The 14,751-nt window shown below is 49.6% G+C and carries 15 protein-coding genes and 1 pseudogene; 10 read left to right on the forward strand and 6 right to left on the reverse strand.

Features of this window, described 5'->3' with window-relative positions; translation table 11 throughout:
• The gene (gene sgcB, locus N7E69_RS20170) at nucleotides 1-282 is read right to left on the reverse strand and encodes a PTS sugar transporter subunit IIB SgcB (RefSeq protein WP_000976131.1); all 282 of its coding nucleotides are present in this window, start codon (nucleotides 280-282) and stop codon (nucleotides 1-3) included.
• Nucleotides 279-1,397: a M42 family metallopeptidase gene (locus N7E69_RS20175; protein ID WP_000144629.1), complete on the reverse strand. Its 1,119-nt coding sequence runs from the start codon at nucleotides 1,395-1,397 to the stop codon at nucleotides 279-281. The genes sgcB and N7E69_RS20175 overlap by 4 nt, the downstream gene beginning before the upstream one ends.
• A gap of 216 nt (nucleotides 1,398-1,613) precedes the next feature.
• Between N7E69_RS20175 and rimL the strand changes: the two genes are divergently transcribed.
• The gene (gene rimL, locus N7E69_RS20180; protein WP_000229306.1) at nucleotides 1,614-2,153 is read left to right on the forward strand and encodes a 50S ribosomal protein L7/L12-serine acetyltransferase; all 540 of its coding nucleotides are present in this window, start codon (nucleotides 1,614-1,616) and stop codon (nucleotides 2,151-2,153) included.
• On the opposite strand, the gene ydcK is transcribed toward rimL, so the two are convergent.
• Nucleotides 2,150-3,130, reverse strand: a complete 981-nt coding sequence (ydcK, locus tag N7E69_RS20185; RefSeq protein ID WP_000599086.1) for a YdcK family protein — start codon at nucleotides 3,128-3,130, stop codon at nucleotides 2,150-2,152. The two genes, rimL and ydcK, sit on opposite strands and share 4 nt — an antisense overlap.
• A 106-nt stretch (nucleotides 3,131-3,236) precedes the next feature.
• Here ydcK and tehA point away from each other — a divergent pair, with 106 nt between their 5' ends.
• The 3 genes from tehA (at nucleotide 3,237) to N7E69_RS20200 (ending at nucleotide 5,657) form a co-directional block, all read left to right on the forward strand.
• A complete protein-coding gene (tehA, locus tag N7E69_RS20190) occupies nucleotides 3,237-4,250 on the forward strand; it encodes a dicarboxylate transporter/tellurite-resistance protein TehA (RefSeq protein WP_001243996.1) in 1,014 nt (337 codons plus the stop codon).
• The gene (tehB, locus tag N7E69_RS20195) at nucleotides 4,237-4,833 is read left to right on the forward strand and encodes a tellurite resistance methyltransferase TehB (RefSeq protein ID WP_000218280.1); all 597 of its coding nucleotides are present in this window, start codon (nucleotides 4,237-4,239) and stop codon (nucleotides 4,831-4,833) included. Before tehA ends, tehB begins: the two co-directional genes overlap by 14 nt.
• 155 nt (nucleotides 4,834-4,988) lie before the next feature.
• Entirely contained in the window at nucleotides 4,989-5,657 is a 669-nt protein-coding gene (locus tag N7E69_RS20200) for a DUF3313 domain-containing protein (protein ID WP_001259020.1), read from the forward strand.
• Nucleotides 5,658-5,710: 53 nt separating this feature from the next.
• On the opposite strand, the pseudogene N7E69_RS20205 reads toward N7E69_RS20200, so the two are convergent.
• Nucleotides 5,711-6,780: pseudogene (locus N7E69_RS20205) on the reverse strand (benzoate/H(+) symporter BenE family transporter).
• Nucleotides 6,781-6,871: 91 nt separating this feature from the next.
• Here N7E69_RS20205 and N7E69_RS20210 point away from each other — a divergent pair.
• On the forward strand, nucleotides 6,872-7,408 hold the full coding sequence (locus N7E69_RS20210) for a helix-turn-helix domain-containing protein (protein ID WP_000369537.1): 537 nt from the start codon (nucleotides 6,872-6,874) through the stop codon (nucleotides 7,406-7,408).
• A gap of 78 nt (nucleotides 7,409-7,486) precedes the next feature.
• Nucleotides 7,487-9,451, forward strand: coding sequence for a peptidase U32 family protein (locus tag N7E69_RS20215; RefSeq protein WP_001249756.1), 1,965 nt, complete (start codon nucleotides 7,487-7,489; stop codon nucleotides 9,449-9,451).
• Here the strand turns inward: N7E69_RS20215 and N7E69_RS20220 are convergent, their stop codons facing one another.
• Together N7E69_RS20220 and sifB are read right to left on the reverse strand one after the other, a co-directional pair.
• The gene (locus N7E69_RS20220; protein WP_000956438.1) at nucleotides 9,452-9,682 is read right to left on the reverse strand and encodes a DUF2554 family protein; all 231 of its coding nucleotides are present in this window, start codon (nucleotides 9,680-9,682) and stop codon (nucleotides 9,452-9,454) included.
• A 273-nt stretch (nucleotides 9,683-9,955) separates the two neighbouring features.
• On the reverse strand, nucleotides 9,956-10,906 hold the full coding sequence (sifB, locus tag N7E69_RS20225; protein ID WP_001752528.1) for an SPI-2 type III secretion system effector SifB: 951 nt from the start codon (nucleotides 10,904-10,906) through the stop codon (nucleotides 9,956-9,958).
• Nucleotides 10,907-11,434: 528 nt separating this feature from the next.
• Here sifB and N7E69_RS20230 point away from each other — a divergent pair.
• The 4 genes from N7E69_RS20230 (at nucleotide 11,435) to ycdR (ending at nucleotide 14,685) form a co-directional block, all read left to right on the forward strand.
• Nucleotides 11,435-11,833, forward strand: coding sequence for a hypothetical protein (locus N7E69_RS20230; protein WP_000747901.1), 399 nt, complete (start codon nucleotides 11,435-11,437; stop codon nucleotides 11,831-11,833).
• Between the two features lie 32 nt (nucleotides 11,834-11,865).
• On the forward strand, nucleotides 11,866-12,096 hold the full coding sequence (locus N7E69_RS20235) for a hypothetical protein (protein ID WP_001597849.1): 231 nt from the start codon (nucleotides 11,866-11,868) through the stop codon (nucleotides 12,094-12,096).
• Nucleotides 12,097-12,354: 258 nt separating this feature from the next.
• Nucleotides 12,355-13,125 (forward strand): M15 family metallopeptidase, encoded by a 771-nt coding sequence (locus N7E69_RS20240; RefSeq protein ID WP_000237718.1) that lies wholly within the window; start codon nucleotides 12,355-12,357, stop codon nucleotides 13,123-13,125.
• Between the two features lie 135 nt (nucleotides 13,126-13,260).
• Nucleotides 13,261-14,685, forward strand: coding sequence for a GntR family transcriptional regulator YdcR (ycdR, locus tag N7E69_RS20245; protein WP_000760691.1), 1,425 nt, complete (start codon nucleotides 13,261-13,263; stop codon nucleotides 14,683-14,685).
• Nucleotides 14,686-14,751 lie beyond the last annotated feature (66 nt).

The raw sequence follows: 14,751 nt of genomic DNA on the forward strand, positions 1-14,751 counted from the left end.
TTATTGTGTTAACAGCGCCTTGATTTCTTGTTTTAATGCGTCGTCGTTGATGCCTGTCAGCAGGGCGGCGCCGTTGAGCGTCGGGATGCCATAGTCACTGTGCGTACGCATGGACGTTACGATGAGATCCATACCGTTACAGTTCAACGGGATCTCATTCAGACAACATTGCGCCGTGGTTGCCGCAATGCCTTGCTCCGCGAGAAAGTCCTGCAGTTTTTGTGCAATCATGGTTGATGTCGACATGCCGCTACCACATGCCACAAGGATCTTTTTCATCATGGTCGTGCCTCTTGTGTAGCGCCTGTTTCAGGCTCAATGGGAAACTGTTCTGGCGACATGTTGGCCAGCGCAGTCAGTAAACGGATACAATCAGCCAGGTCGCGCAGGCTGGCGACTTCGGCTGGCGAGTGGGTATAGCGGCAGGGAATAGAAAGACTGGCGCAGGGAATACCGTCCAGTTCAACCTGAATGTAGCCGGTTTCGGTGATGACGCCTGGCGCGACTTCTCGCTGTACGGGAATATTATTTTCGTGCGCGGTGGTCTCCAGCATCCGCAGCAAACGCGGCGGCGTAATCAGTCCCGCCAACGTACCGCGTCCGTGATAGTTCAGACAGGTGATGCCGACGCCGTGGTTGACCCGCACATCCGAGTAATCCTGCAGGTCAGGCGTGTCGCAGGATGGGGTGATATCAATACCAATCGCCAGGTCGGGGCGCACGCGTCGTAAAACGGGAACAATCCCGCGAATATTGAACTCTTCCTGTACCGACGCGACCAGGAACACCGCGATATCGAGCGGTGTGGAGGCGAGAGCCTCGGCGACGCCCAGTAGCGCCGTACACCCCAGTCTGTCATCCAGCGCCTTACTGCATACCAGGTCGTTGCCCAGACAGTGCGGCGGGTTGTAAAGGGTTACTGGCGTCCCCACCTGAATACCCATTCGTTCGGCATCCGCTTTATCTTTTGCGCCGATATCAATCCAGAGTTTATCGAGCGCGGGAGGCTGGGTGCGCTCGTCACCCTTCGCGAAGTGATATGCTTTAATACCGATACAGCCCATGATATCGCCTGAACGTCCGGCAAGCGTCACGACCGAACCGGGCATAGTAATTTGCGCCGGGCCGCCCACGCGTTCAAAACGTAAAAAGCCGGAGGGTTCGATCTTGCGTACCATAAAACCGACTTCATCCATATGCGCAAAAATCATCAGGCGAAGCGCGTCGGATTTGTCGCTGCCATAACGGGCGACGACATTGCCTAAGCGATCCCGCCAGACGTCTTTGGCCTGCTGTTCAAACGCGTGCTGCATAACGTTTGCAATACTGCTTTCATGTCCTGAAATCCCGTTTAGCCGCAGTAAAGAAAAAAGCGTTTCCTGCACAGAAAAGGTCATTGGCGTCTCCGTGGTGATAAAACAATCAGTCGTTGAGCGTTTTATAGGCGGAGAATGGTTGGATAAGTGTGAAATGTGTCACGCGGAAATACGCTAAATATGGCCAATAAAAAATAATGTGATGGCGATACAATAAAAACGCTCATATCACCTGCGGGTTATCGGTAAACCAGGCTATTTATGTGATTACGACCAACAACGAAGAAGGGCAACGCGATGGTGGAAATTATTCCTGTTAGCACGACGCTGGAACTGCGAGCGGCAGATGAAAGTCATGTTCCGGCGCTGCACCAACTGGTACTCAAAAACAAAGCGTGGCTACAACAGTCGCTCGACTGGCCGCAATATGTCACGTCGCAGGAGGAAACGCGTAAGCATGTGCAGGGTAATATACTGTTGCACCAGCGTGGTTACGCCAAAATGTACCTGATTTTCTGCCAGAATGAGATGGCGGGCGTACTCTCATTTAATGCTATCGAACCGGTAAACAAAGCCGCCTATATCGGTTACTGGCTGGATGAGTCCCTCCAGGGACAAGGGATAATGTCGCAATCATTACAGGCGCTGATGACACATTATGCCCGGCGCGGCGATATTCGGCGCTTCGTCATTAAATGCCGCGTTGATAATCAGGCCAGTAACGCAGTCGCACGGCGCAACCATTTTACGCTGGAGGGCTGTATGAAGCAGGCGGAGTATCTTAACGGCGACTATCACGACGTTAATATGTATGCCCGCATTATTGATGCGGATTAAAGGGAACCGACTAAGGGGGTACGCGTAATACGATCCTCGCCATTGATCACTTTTGGGCCGCGCAGGTGAATAGTATTGCCGTCAAAGGCTATCACCGCCGCCCGTCCGCTAATCTCGACCTGGTGCTCAATCAGAATTTCGCCCTGTATACAGGCCTGGCCTTCAATCAGCACGCGGTCGTCCAGTAAAATCGGGCCTCCGCGTACCTCAGCATGTCCGCCTACCAGCACATGATGTTTTAACACACAGTTGCCTTCGATTAACGCATGTTCCGCTACCTGCGAGCTGTAGCGAAGGGTAGGGATAGCATCTTCCTCTGTGCCGGCGATAACCCGCGCATGGTCATAGACTTTGGCGCAGTCACAGATCCAGACATTATTGTCTTTGTTGCCTTCGATGAGCGCGAAATCAAAGACCTCCGCCCGGTGCTCAATAAAAGCGTGTGTGATAGTGGCGTCGCCATAAAGCTGTACCTGATGGACAATCCGCGAATGGTTCACGGTGGCGCGATCGTAAATTTGTAAAATCTGCGCATGTTCATGCGTTAGTCCCTGAACGGCGAGAATTTCTGACTGGTTTAACACGCGGGCATCGCCATAAATCGCACACTCTCCGCGCACGGAAGAGGACTGAATGGTGACGTTGTCACTTATCCGCGCGCCATCGCTGATATCAGCGCGATCAATCCAGACGTTATCGCCTATTCGCACGTTATTGTAGAGCGTGCACGGCTGCGTGATACGCGCGTTACCCGTAATTTCCGTGCCCGCAAAGGCCATCGCGTTTTCATCATAAATCCAGCAATCCCCCTGTTGTGACAGCACATTATCGGCATCAACCCAGCCGCCGGAGGTTCCGGCTTTAACATCGTTAAAATCCGTTACGGCAATAACTTGTCGTAATAAGACGCTTTTCTTCTCACCGTCTACCTGATAAGTAAAAGCACGAGGTTCTTCACTCAGTCGATATTTGATCATAGGGAAATTCCGTGTGAACGATTAAGATAACCGTAGCAAAGGTACTGGCGAAACAACCAGAAATTCCATAAAATGCATTTCAAATATACTTTATAAATTAAACAAAATGCGTAATCACAAGCAGAGCGATCGCGTGCTCAATCTGCCTGCGGGCTATTTTGGCATCGTCCTTGGCACTATCGGTATGGGATTCGCCTGGCGTTATGCCAGTCAGATATGGGCAATAAGCCACTGGCCCGGCGACATCATGGTGATCCTGGCGATGATTATTTGGGCACTCTTGACCCTGGCGTTCCTTAGCCGTCTGGTGCGCTTTCCCCATAGCGTGATGGCTGAAGTGCGACATCCGGTAATGAGCAGTTTTGTCAGCCTGTTTCCCGCCACCACGATGCTGGTCGCGATCGGTTTCGTTCCCTGGTATCGCCCGTTGGCCGTTGCGCTATTCAGCGTGGGGGTCGTCATACAACTGGCGTATGCTGCCTGGCAGACGGCGGGACTTTGGCGCGGAGCGCATCCGGAAGAAGCGACAACCCCGGGGCTTTATCTGCCCACGGTAGCGAATAATTTTATCAGCGCTATGGCCTGTGGAGCGCTCGGTTACAATGATGCCGGACTGGTGTTTTTAGGCGCAGGCGTCTTTTCGTGGTTAAGTCTGGAGCCGGTTATTTTGCAGCGACTGCGTAGCTGCGGCGAATTACCGGCGGTGCTGCGTACGTCGCTGGGTATCCAACTGGCGCCCGCGCTGGTCGCCTGTAGCGCCTGGCTGAGCGTCAATGGCGGGGAGGGCGACACGCTGGCGAAAATGCTATTCGGCTACGGTCTGTTACAGCTTTTATTTATGCTGCGATTAATGCCCTGGTATTTATCACAACCGTTTAATGCTTCCTTCTGGAGTTTTTCGTTCGGCGTTTCCGCGCTGGCGACCACGGGGTTACATCTTGGTCACGGTAGTGAATCAGGGCTTTTCCATATTCTGGCCGTCCCGCTGTTTATTTTCACTAACGCTATTATCGCTTTATTGCTGGTTCGTACATTTCTATTGCTGGTGCAGGGGACGTTGCTTATTCGCACTGAGCGCGCTGCACTGTTGAAAACGGAGGAAAAAAATGACCGTTCGTGACGAAAATTACTTTACTGAGAAATACGGTTTAACCCGCACGCATTCGGATGTGCTGGCGGCGGCAAAGGTTGTCGCGCCAGGCCGAACGCTGGATTTGGGATGTGGCAATGGCCGTAATAGTCTGTATCTGGCCGCGAACGGTTATGACGTTACCGCGTGGGATAAAAATCCGGCCAGTATGGCTAACCTTGAGCGTATTAAAGCGGCAGAAGGGCTGGATAATCTGCAAACCGACCTTGTCGATCTGAATACATTGACCTTTGACGGCGAATACGATTTTATTCTCTCGACGGTGGTTATGATGTTTCTTGAGGCGCAAACCATTCCCGGTTTAATTGCCAATATGCAACGCTGCACAAAACCCGGCGGGTATAATTTGATTGTTGCGGCAATGGATACGCCGGACTTTCCCTGTACGGTGGGATTCCCGTTTGCTTTTAAAGAAGGCGAATTACGCCGCTATTACGAAGGATGGGACATGCTGAAATACAACGAAGATGTCGGCGAGCTTCACCGCACGGACGAAAACGGCAACCGTATCAAACTGCGCTTTGCTACGATGCTGGCGAGAAAAACGGCCTGAGCGATGCAAGTTCTGTAAGTCTCGCAGCGTTCGGCATTTTTTTGTCGGGCGCCGCGTTCAAATTGTGCTGTCGTTACCATTTTTAGTGCATCCAGAATGATTTCGTTTTGCTATTATTTCCTTTGCATCATTGCGAAGACTAAAGGGATCGTTTCATGCGTACTCATACTTTATTTAAAGTTGCAGTGCTTACTGGCTTGCTGGCGTTATCCGGCTGTGCGTCTAAAGTCACACAGCCGGATAAGTATTCTGGATTCTTAAAAAATTATTCGGACCTGCAGGAAACTACCTCCGCCACGGGAAAACCGATGTTGCGCTGGGTAGATCCACATTTCAATGACTCTAACTATGATAGTATTGTTTACAATCCGATAACATATTATCCCGTCCCCAAACCAACGACCCAGGTCGGGCAGCAAGTTCTTGATAAACTGCTGGCTTATACGAACACTAAAGTAAAATCAGCAATTGAACAGCGCAAACCGCTGGTCACGACGCCAGGGCCGCGCAGTTTGATTTTCCGCGGGGCGATTACGGGCGTGGATACCAGCAAAGAAGGGCTGCAATTCTATGAGGTGATCCCTGTAGCGCTGATTGTGGCGGGCACGCAAATGGCGACAGGCCACCGGACCATGGATACCCACCTCTATTTTGAGGGTGAGCTGATAGATGCCGCGACCAACAAGCCGGTCGTCAAGGTAGTACGTCAGGGTGAAGGTAAAGACCTGAGCAATTCCAGTACGCCAATGGCGTTTGAGACGTTGAAACAGGTCGTGGATGATATGGCGACGGATACCTCTATGTTTGACGTTAACAAAAAATAATTCTGCGGCGCCATCGCAAGATGGCGCAAACCCCGGCAGATTAGCGGCCACCATCAGCCAGACAACGATGGGCGGCGCGTTCTCGTTAATACTGCGTAGCCTATTCCGCCAGCGATCAACCCCCAGAATGCCGATCCGATGCCCATCAGCGTTAGCCCGCTGGCGGTGACGAGAAATGCGATAACTGCCGCGTCACGCTCACTTTCGTGAGTAAGCGCCTGATACAGGCTACCGCTAATCGTACTTAACAATGCCAGACCAGCCAGCATTTGCACCCAGCTAACCGGCAGGGCGACCATCAGCGCGGTTATCGAACCGCCAAACCACCCGGCAAGTAAATAAAAAACGCCTGCGGCGGCGGCCGCTAACCAGCGACGCGTTGGATCGGGGTGTGCGTCCGGGCTTTGACAAATGGCGGCTGTAATGGCGGCAATGCAGATAGAATAAACGCCAAATGGCGAAAGCAGCAGCGCCAGCAACCCGGTAAAAATCATTAACGGAGAGACAGGAAGCTGATAGCCAGACGCCTTCATTGTGGCGACGCCGGGGGCGTTTTGCGATGCCATCGTCACCAGGAAGAGCGGTACCGCGACGCTCAGGCTTTGAGCGAATGAAAAGTGGGGGGGAACGAAGGTGGGCCACACCGGCGCGAAATGAATACCGCTCATCGCCACCTTACCCTGGATGAGCGCCACCGTTATTCCCATCACCATGGCAGCAATAACGGCATAGCGGGGCGCGAATACTTTAAAGAGTAGCCACGCCAATAGCATACCGCCGCACATGACAAACTCTCCGTTGAGCGTCCCGAACGCCTGCAGGCCGAAGCGTAGCAGTATTCCCGCCAGCATTGCGGCGGCAAGAGAATGGGGGATTATCCGCATCAAACGCGCAAACAATCCCGTGACGCCGCACAGCACAATCAGGGCATTGGCGACAATGAATATGCCCACGGCGTCTGGCAACGATAATCCCTGAAGCCCTGTTACCAACAGAGCGGCGTCAGGCGTTGACCAGGCGGTTAAAACCGGCGCACGATACCACAAAGTTAACGTTAGTGTGCTTATACCCATGGCTCCAGACCAGATAATACAGTAGGTAACGGCAGTGATAACAGACGCATGATCGCCTCTTGTGCGTTATAACGGTCAGTCAATGTAGCATTGTGCGTTATAGCGTACAAGTGATACGCTATGGTCTTACAGGGGGGGAAAATGGATAACCTGACACACTATCTGGCGACCACGTTAAGAATGTTACGCCATCAGCGAGGCTGGAGTTTATCGCGTCTGGCGGAGATCTCCGGCGTCTCAAAAGCCATGTTGGGGCAGATAGAGCGTAATGAATCCAGCCCGACAGTCGCAACGCTGTGGAAAATTGCGACGGGCCTGAACGTTCCATTCTCAATGTTTATTTCGCCGCCGCAGGCCGAATTTCCGCCAACCTTCGATCCCCAGCAGCAAGCGATGGTAATCACACCGCTGTTTCCGTGGGACCCTGAACTCTGTTTTGACTATTTTTCTCTATTGCTGGCGCCTGGCACGGTCAGCGAATCAACGCCGCATAAAGCCGGCGTTATCGAACATGTGGTGGTGATTCAGGGTCGGCTGGACATGTGTACTGGTGGGGTATGGCAAACCATAGACGCCGGTAAAGGATTGCGTTTTGCCGGCGATACGGCGCATACCTATCGCAACAGCAGTGACCAGACGGTTCATTTTCACTCGCTGATCCATTACCCACGTGATTAAGCGGGAAAACTATTTCGTTAGTTTGCGCTTCTGACTACAATAGCCGCCATTTCGCTTCTATTGGATAAGAACGACTGTATGCGCCAGCAACCTCACTATCTCGAATTGTTAAGTCCGGCCCGTGACGCCGCAATTGCTCGCGAAGCGATTTTGCATGGCGCAGATGCTGTCTACATCGGCGGACCCGGTTTTGGCGCACGTCATAACGCCAGTAACAGTCTGCGCGATATCGCCGATCTGGTTCCGTTTGCTCACCGTTACGGCGCCAGGATTTTTGTCACGCTGAATACTATTCTGCATGATGATGAGCTGGAGCCCGCGCAGCGGTTAATCACCGATTTGTACAACACCGGGGTGGATGCGCTGATTGTGCAGGATATGGGCATTCTGGAACTGGATATCCCGCCGATTGAGCTTCACGCCAGTACACAGTGTGATATTCGCAGCGTGGAAAAAGCGAAGTTTCTTGCCGATGTCGGTTTTTCACAGATTGTACTGGCGCGCGAGCTTAATTTGAGTCAGATAGCGGCTATTCATCAGGCTACTGACGCCACGATTGAGTTCTTCATTCATGGCGCGCTGTGTGTCGCTTATTCTGGGCAGTGTTATATCTCTCATGCACAAACCGGGCGCAGCGCCAATCGGGGCGACTGTTCGCAAGCCTGTCGCTTACCGTATACGTTAAAAGACGATCAGGGGCGGGTGGTCTCTTACGAAAAACATTTGCTATCGATGAAAGATAACGACCAAACGGCTAACCTCGGCGCGTTGATCGATGCAGGCGTACGTTCCTTCAAGATTGAAGGGCGCTATAAAGACATGAGCTATGTCAAAAACATCACCGCGCATTATCGTCAGATGCTGGACGCGATTATCGAGCAACGTGGCGATCTGGCGCGTGCATCGGTTGGTCGGACCGAGCATTTTTTTGTTCCCTCCACGGAAAAAACCTTCCATCGCGGCAGCACCGACTATTTTGTTAACGCGCGTAAAGGTGATATTGGCGCATTTGATTCACCAAAATTTATTGGCTTGCCGGTAGGCGAAGTGCTGAATGTGGCGAAGGATTATCTCGATGTAGAAGCGACGGAGCCGTTGGCGAATGGCGATGGTCTGAACGTGTTGATTAAGCGTGAAGTGGTAGGTTTTCGCGCCAATACGGTGGAGAAAACCGGTCATAACCGCTACCGCGTTTGGCCAAATGATATGCCTGCCGACCTGCATAAAGTCCGTCCGCATCATCCGTTGAATCGTAATCTGGATCATAACTGGCAGCAAGCGCTGACAAAAACCTCCAGTGAGCGCCGTGTGGCGGTTGATATCATGCTGGGCGGCTGGCAGGAACAGCTTATTCTGACGCTGACCAGTGAAGACGGTGTCTGCATCACGCATACGCTTGACGGGGTATTTGAGGAAGCCAACAACTCTGAAAAAGCGTTGAATAACCTAAAAGCCGGACTGGCGAAGCTGGGACAGACGCCTTACTACGTGCGTGATATGCAGGTGACATTACCGGCGGCGTTGTTCGTGCCAAATAGCCTGCTCAATCAGTTCCGTCGGGAGGCGATTGATATGCTTGACGCGGCGCGGCTGGCCCATTATCAACGAGGTCGTCGGAAACCCGTGGCGCAGCCTGCGCCGGTCTACCCGCAAACGCATCTCAGCTTTCTCGCTAATGTCTACAACCACAAAGCGCGGGAATTTTATCACCGTTACGGCGTACAATTGATTGATGCGGCCTATGAGGCGCATCAGGAGAAGGGCGAGGTACCGGTCATGATCACCAAACACTGCCTGCGTTTTGCGTTCAACCTTTGTCCAAAGCAGGCGAAAGGAAATATTAAGAGCTGGAAAGCCACGCCGATGCAGTTGGTGCATGGCGATGAGGTACTGACGCTAAAATTCGACTGCCGCCCTTGCGAAATGCATGTCATTGGCAAAATTAAAAACCACATCTTAAAAATGCCCCAGCCCGGCAGCGTTGTCGCTTCAGTGAGCCCTGAAGCGCTGATGAAAACGCTGCCGAAGCGCAGGGGCGTTTAATTAACGAAAATAGCTTTCTGGTTTGCGCGATTTCTGCCAGTTGTGGTGCTCGCGCAAGCCTTCCGCGGATTCTTCCGCTGCCGCCCGTAATTCATCGCTGTCGGCTTCGTGTCTAAGCTGGTGCCCTCCCGTCGCAAACCATACGAATGCGTGGTCTTGCTGTTTCGCCAGTAACTGGCCTGAAAACAGCGCACAGGTCAGTAAAACTACTGATAACGTTTTTGTAAGCATCATGCCACCTTCCAGTTACGTCGTGAGGCTATGATGCCAATAATTTCTTTGAGTTATTATTCCACACTTCAAATTAGCGAAAACGGTTTGTCAATAAGTGCGATAAGTTGTATGAGAAAATATACTTATACTCAGTATGTCAATTATAAAAATAACGAGCCAATTCGTTCCATAGTAAATCCATTATTCCCTGGGAGTATATATTTAAAGTTATTGTATTAGAGGGTTTTGGTATTGCTAGGGGATTGTAAATCCATACTATTTATGGTGTGATCAACTCTGGTGATGAGCCTCATTTTTTGTTGTTTCAACGAGTGAAGATAAATCTTCAGAAAAAAGGCTGTTATGAACTTGTAGCGCTACATATTCAGTAAGCTCGTTTAAACATAGCAGGCCATGAGAGGAACTTTCTTCCAGCATATTCATTAGTATCTCATTCTTAAACAAACATGAATAAACAATTTGAGTAACTGAGCTTTGTGCATAATTTGGTTCAAACGCTGCATTCTTTAAGTTAGTATTCTCAATAACCTTTGCGGCTATTTTGTTTTTGATAGCGTCGTCAATAGCTGTTACACCTGCCTGGGCGATGCCCAGATTAATCCTGGAGGAGATGGCGGCTTTTCTTTCCTGTTCCTTCCAGTCACATAAATTCCCCTTTTCTGCCATGGCGATAAGCGTCTCTTCTATATTTTTTAGGTCAACGGAAAATGTTATACCGCCGGATAGCGAGAGTTGTAACCGCTCAGGGAACAAGCAACATAGCGGTTCACAAACATAAGTGCTAGCTTTTATATTAATATCAGAATATCTTTTCAGGTGGGCAGACTGAGTATCAACACAGAGCACTGTTCTATTCATTATCTCATAATAGTAGTGATCCTGACGTATCATAATGCATAACGGAATATCTTCGCCATCTTTAATACAGAGATTTGTATACTGACACTCAGCATCTTTATAGTGCTGAAAATGGAAATTTCCTCTGCATGATGGTGATGATAATTCATATAACGCGCAAAATAAATCAAATAAACGTTGCGCGTCAGGCGGAGAGGCAACATCACACAATTCCTTTATATATTGATCGGCAGTGGATCTTTGCGTGTCACAAAAAAAATCTTTAATCTTTTCCCATAGTAACGTAAAGAAGGAGCGTTGAGAGATGGCACTTTGGGAAAACATCTCACTTTTTAGAAACCCTCTCCCGAGAGTAATTGGCATAATGTAGACCACAAGTGATTATATGATACTTCATTACTGGAATAGGTGGTATTCGAAATATTATCCCATGTTGCCCATCGGTTTGCCTATCGGTGAAACACCTGATTTTTGCTTTGTCCTGAACCGTCAACATTATTGTTAAAATCGACCCGTGGCTTTAGTCAGTCCACGCCTCCTGGCCATGAAGTATGTCAGGTAAAACGAATGAAAGTAAAATGGTTTTCTTAATTCTCACATCATCATATACCATGAGTAATGTTTAATTACACGCTATATTATTTTTAGAGAAAGTAAATTGTTGCTCAACCGTGTACAAATTGTCTTATAAGAAGTTAAACTGAAAGTATTATTAGGCTAACAACAATGAGATATTTAGCGGCAGGGCAGGAGGCCTATGCTGATAGTACTTATGATATAAATGCCTTTACTCTTTAGTTTTTGTCTTAATTATATTTGTTGTAACGATTAGCTGACGGGTTTATTTCCAGTTAGGTGATAAAATTATAAAAACCTGCGAGGAGGCTCAAAATGAAGAAATCAGATGGTGAAATTCACGAAAAGACAGCATCCTGGGGCATTTTGCAGTCAGAATGGCTAAGAAAATGTGGACGGCTATTATTGCTGTTACTTTACCGTTTCGTTATCGGATGGGCTTTTTTCCAGTTACTTGCCATGATCGTGGCAGGGATATTTTTGTTAGGCGTCTTATTATTTCATCCCATAATATTTGTACAGACTATCGCAATTACTGAGAAGTTAAATCATGCTTCGCTTGATTTATGGCATATCCTTAAGTTATGCCTGTGGCATTACGGTATCATCGCAGGGTTTATTTTTATGGCGGAGTGTACGTTAAGTAAAAGTATACGGCAGGTTCAGCGCTTGTCCAAAAAATTTGGGGCACAGGATTTTTCTTCACGCCCGTGATCCGCCGCTGCAACCTGCGGTCTTACTGAATAATGGCTATGACCAGCAGACCGAATTATCTCGGTTCGAGGGGGATTCTATGTGTTTGCACAACTGCAGTGAATCGTAATTTCAGTGCATTATCGCCGACAATCGACGTGTTCCTCACTAATTGCCTTCCTGACTATATAGTGGTCTTATCTTTGGCGAAACAATGTTATTTAGTTATGGAAGGCGACAACAACTGTACTACTGATTATCAAATGACCTTTCTGGTCAGGTAGACTCGCCTTTGTGAAAACACATCGTTATCTGTGCTCCTGAGACTCGCTCCCTTGCCGCCTTTAAGCAACTCGAATTATTTTGGGTATAGAACAGGCGGCGTAATGGTCATATAAGCAAAATATAACCTCTCCGTTTGTGATAAGGCACAGATTACAGGGGGAATGATGTTTATTTTAACCATCTGTTTAAGCGGTGTCCGCTAATCTTTACCTGCTCAAATACATAATCACCCCTGTGACTCTCGCGAGGTGTAACATATGGTAAAATGCGTATCTTCTTTCCTCCTGTTCAGCCTGTTGTCCGTTCAGGCAATGTCAGCTGAAAACCATATTGATCTCCACCAGCCAAAAGACTTTGTCGATATTACTACGGTCGCCCCCGACGTACAGGTAGACATGCGATACTTCAGTTCCCATAACTTTATTGGTCGCCCCATTAAAGGCTATAACGCGCCTGTTTGCCTGTTAACACGACCAGCCGCGAACGCAGTGAAGCAGGTCGCCGATCGTTTACGCCCCTTCGGACTTACCTTAAAAATATATGATTGCTACCGTCCGCAAAGCGCAGTGAACGACTTTATCGCGTGGGCCAAAGATCCTTCTCAAAACCAAATGAAAAACGAATTTTATCCGCAGGTAGAGAAAAATCGTCTGTTTGAGGAAGGTTATGTTGCCGCCAGATCCGGCCACAGTCGGGGAAGTACGCTTGATCTAACGATTGTTCCACTTGACAGTAAAATACCAATATACGATCCCGGACGACCACTGGTGAATTGTACTGCGTCCGCGGCGCAACGCTCGCCAGATAATAGTCTGGATTTTGGTACCGGCTTTGACTGTTTTAGTCCGTTATCCCATCCCGATAATGTCATACTTACCGCTCAGCAACGCGCAAATAGGTTGTTATTACAAACATTGATGCGTGATGCGGGTTTTACGCCACTGGATACTGAATGGTGGCACTTCTCTCTTACTCATGAACCATACCCGAACACTTGGTTTGACTTTCCCGTTAAGCAGAGACCCTGAAACGGCGTTTTGTTGCGAAATCTAATCATTACGCCTGTTGGAAAGCACCATAACAGTTAGCAAATCATTGTTAATTTTAAAAACTGATATACACTGCGGTTGCCACCTGCAAGCAGCGCTCAATGAGATCGAATAATGAAAAAATATCAACGTCTGGCGGAGCAAATTAGAGAACAAATCGCCTCTGGCGTTTGGCAACCCGGCGATCGATTACCCTCGCTGAGGGAGCAGGTCGCCAGTAGCGGCATGAGTTTTATGACTGTCGGTCATGCGTACCAGTTGCTGGAAAGTCAGGGACGGATTATCGCCCGTCCGCAATCTGGTTATTATGTCGCGCCGCATCCGGTTTGTCGGTCAGTCGCGACGGCAGCGCACGTTATTCGGGATGAAGCCGTAGATATCAATACCTATATTTTTGAGATGCTGCAGGCGAGCCGTGATACCTCTGTGGTGCCCTTTGCCTCAGCGTTTCCCGATCCGCGTCTGTTTCCCTTGCCGCAATTGAACCGCTCTCTGGCGCAGGTCAGTAAAACCGCGACGGCAATGAGCGTCATCGAAAACTTGCCGCCAGGTAATGCAGAATTGCGCTATGCGATAGCACGCCGTTACGCGCAGCAGGGGATTACCGTTTCTCCTGACGAGATTGTCATTACCGCCGGCGCGCTGGAAGCGTTGAATCTTAGTTTACAGGCGGTGACGGCGCCGGGAGACTGGGTGGTGGTGGAGAACCCCTGTTTCTACGGTGCGCTACAGGCCCTGGAGCGATTGCGCCTGAAAGCGTTGTCGATACCTACCGATGTTAAAGAAGGTATCGATCTTATGGCGCTGGAACAGGCGTTACAGGAATATCCGGTGAAAGCGTGCTGGTTAATGACCAACAGCCAGAATCCGTTAGGGTTCACGCTGAGTGCTGAGAAAAAAGCGCGGCTGGTCGCGTTACTCACGCACCATAACGTGACGCTAATTGAAGACGATGTTTATAGCGAACTCTACTTTGGCCGCGAGAAACCTCTGCCTGCCAAAGCATGGGATCGCGACGATACCGTGTTGCATTGTTCATCTTTTTCCAAATGTCTGGTTCCCGGTTTTCGCATTGGCTGGGTTGCGGGAGGAAGCCATGCCAGACAAATTCAGCGTTTGCAGTTAATGAGCACATTATCCACCAGTTCCCCCATGCAATTGGCGTTAGTGGATTATCTCTCGACACGTCGATATGACGCGCATCTGCGCCGATTGCGAAGGCAGCTTGCCGAACGTAAACAGCAAGCCTGGCAAACCCTTTTGCGCCATCTCCCGGCGGAAGTAAAAATTCACCATAACGATAGCGGTTATTTTCTTTGGCTGGAGCTACCTGAGCAGCTTGATGCCGGTGAACTTAGCGCCAAAGCGCTTGAACACCTTATCAGTATCGCGCCGGGGAAAATGTTTTCAACGTCCGGCGCCTGGACGCGTTTCTTTCGTTTTAACACTGCATGGCATTGGGGAGAACGGGAAGAACAGGCTGTAAAACAGCTTGGCAGCCTGATTCGCGAGATGCTGCGCGCTAAAAGCCTTGTGTGAGGTGGAATGCGTGTCAGCTCACAACCTGACTAAATTTCCCGAGTGTGCCGGGTGAGCATCTGGCGC

Origin of the sequence: Salmonella sp. 3C, from assembly GCF_025426275.1 — a bacterium.
Lineage (GTDB): Bacteria > Pseudomonadota > Gammaproteobacteria > Enterobacterales > Enterobacteriaceae > Salmonella > Salmonella enterica.

Excerpts from the sequence above, each read along its gene's own strand:
- tehA (WP_001243996.1), top strand. The coding sequence starts at position 3,237 with ATGCGTAATCACAAGCAGAGCGATCGCGTGCTCAATCTGCCTGCGGGC.
- ycdR (WP_000760691.1), top strand. The coding sequence starts at position 13,261 with ATGAAAAAATATCAACGTCTGGCGGAGCAAATTAGAGAACAAATCGCC.
- ydcK (WP_000599086.1), bottom strand. The coding sequence starts at position 3,130 with ATGATCAAATATCGACTGAGTGAAGAACCTCGTGCTTTTACTTATCAG.
- N7E69_RS20210 (WP_000369537.1), top strand. The coding sequence starts at position 6,872 with ATGGATAACCTGACACACTATCTGGCGACCACGTTAAGAATGTTACGC.
- tehB (WP_000218280.1), top strand. The coding sequence starts at position 4,237 with ATGACCGTTCGTGACGAAAATTACTTTACTGAGAAATACGGTTTAACC.
- N7E69_RS20235 (WP_001597849.1), top strand. The coding sequence starts at position 11,866 with ATGGCTATGACCAGCAGACCGAATTATCTCGGTTCGAGGGGGATTCTA.
- sgcB (WP_000976131.1), bottom strand. The coding sequence starts at position 282 with ATGATGAAAAAGATCCTTGTGGCATGTGGTAGCGGCATGTCGACATCA.
- N7E69_RS20220 (WP_000956438.1), bottom strand. The coding sequence starts at position 9,682 with ATGCTTACAAAAACGTTATCAGTAGTTTTACTGACCTGTGCGCTGTTT.
- N7E69_RS20240 (WP_000237718.1), top strand. The coding sequence starts at position 12,355 with ATGGTAAAATGCGTATCTTCTTTCCTCCTGTTCAGCCTGTTGTCCGTT.
- rimL (WP_000229306.1), top strand. The coding sequence starts at position 1,614 with ATGGTGGAAATTATTCCTGTTAGCACGACGCTGGAACTGCGAGCGGCA.
- N7E69_RS20215 (WP_001249756.1), top strand. The coding sequence starts at position 7,487 with ATGCGCCAGCAACCTCACTATCTCGAATTGTTAAGTCCGGCCCGTGAC.
- sifB (WP_001752528.1), bottom strand. The coding sequence starts at position 10,906 with ATGCCAATTACTCTCGGGAGAGGGTTTCTAAAAAGTGAGATGTTTTCC.
- N7E69_RS20200 (WP_001259020.1), top strand. The coding sequence starts at position 4,989 with ATGCGTACTCATACTTTATTTAAAGTTGCAGTGCTTACTGGCTTGCTG.
- N7E69_RS20175 (WP_000144629.1), bottom strand. The coding sequence starts at position 1,397 with ATGACCTTTTCTGTGCAGGAAACGCTTTTTTCTTTACTGCGGCTAAAC.
- N7E69_RS20230 (WP_000747901.1), top strand. The coding sequence starts at position 11,435 with ATGAAGAAATCAGATGGTGAAATTCACGAAAAGACAGCATCCTGGGGC.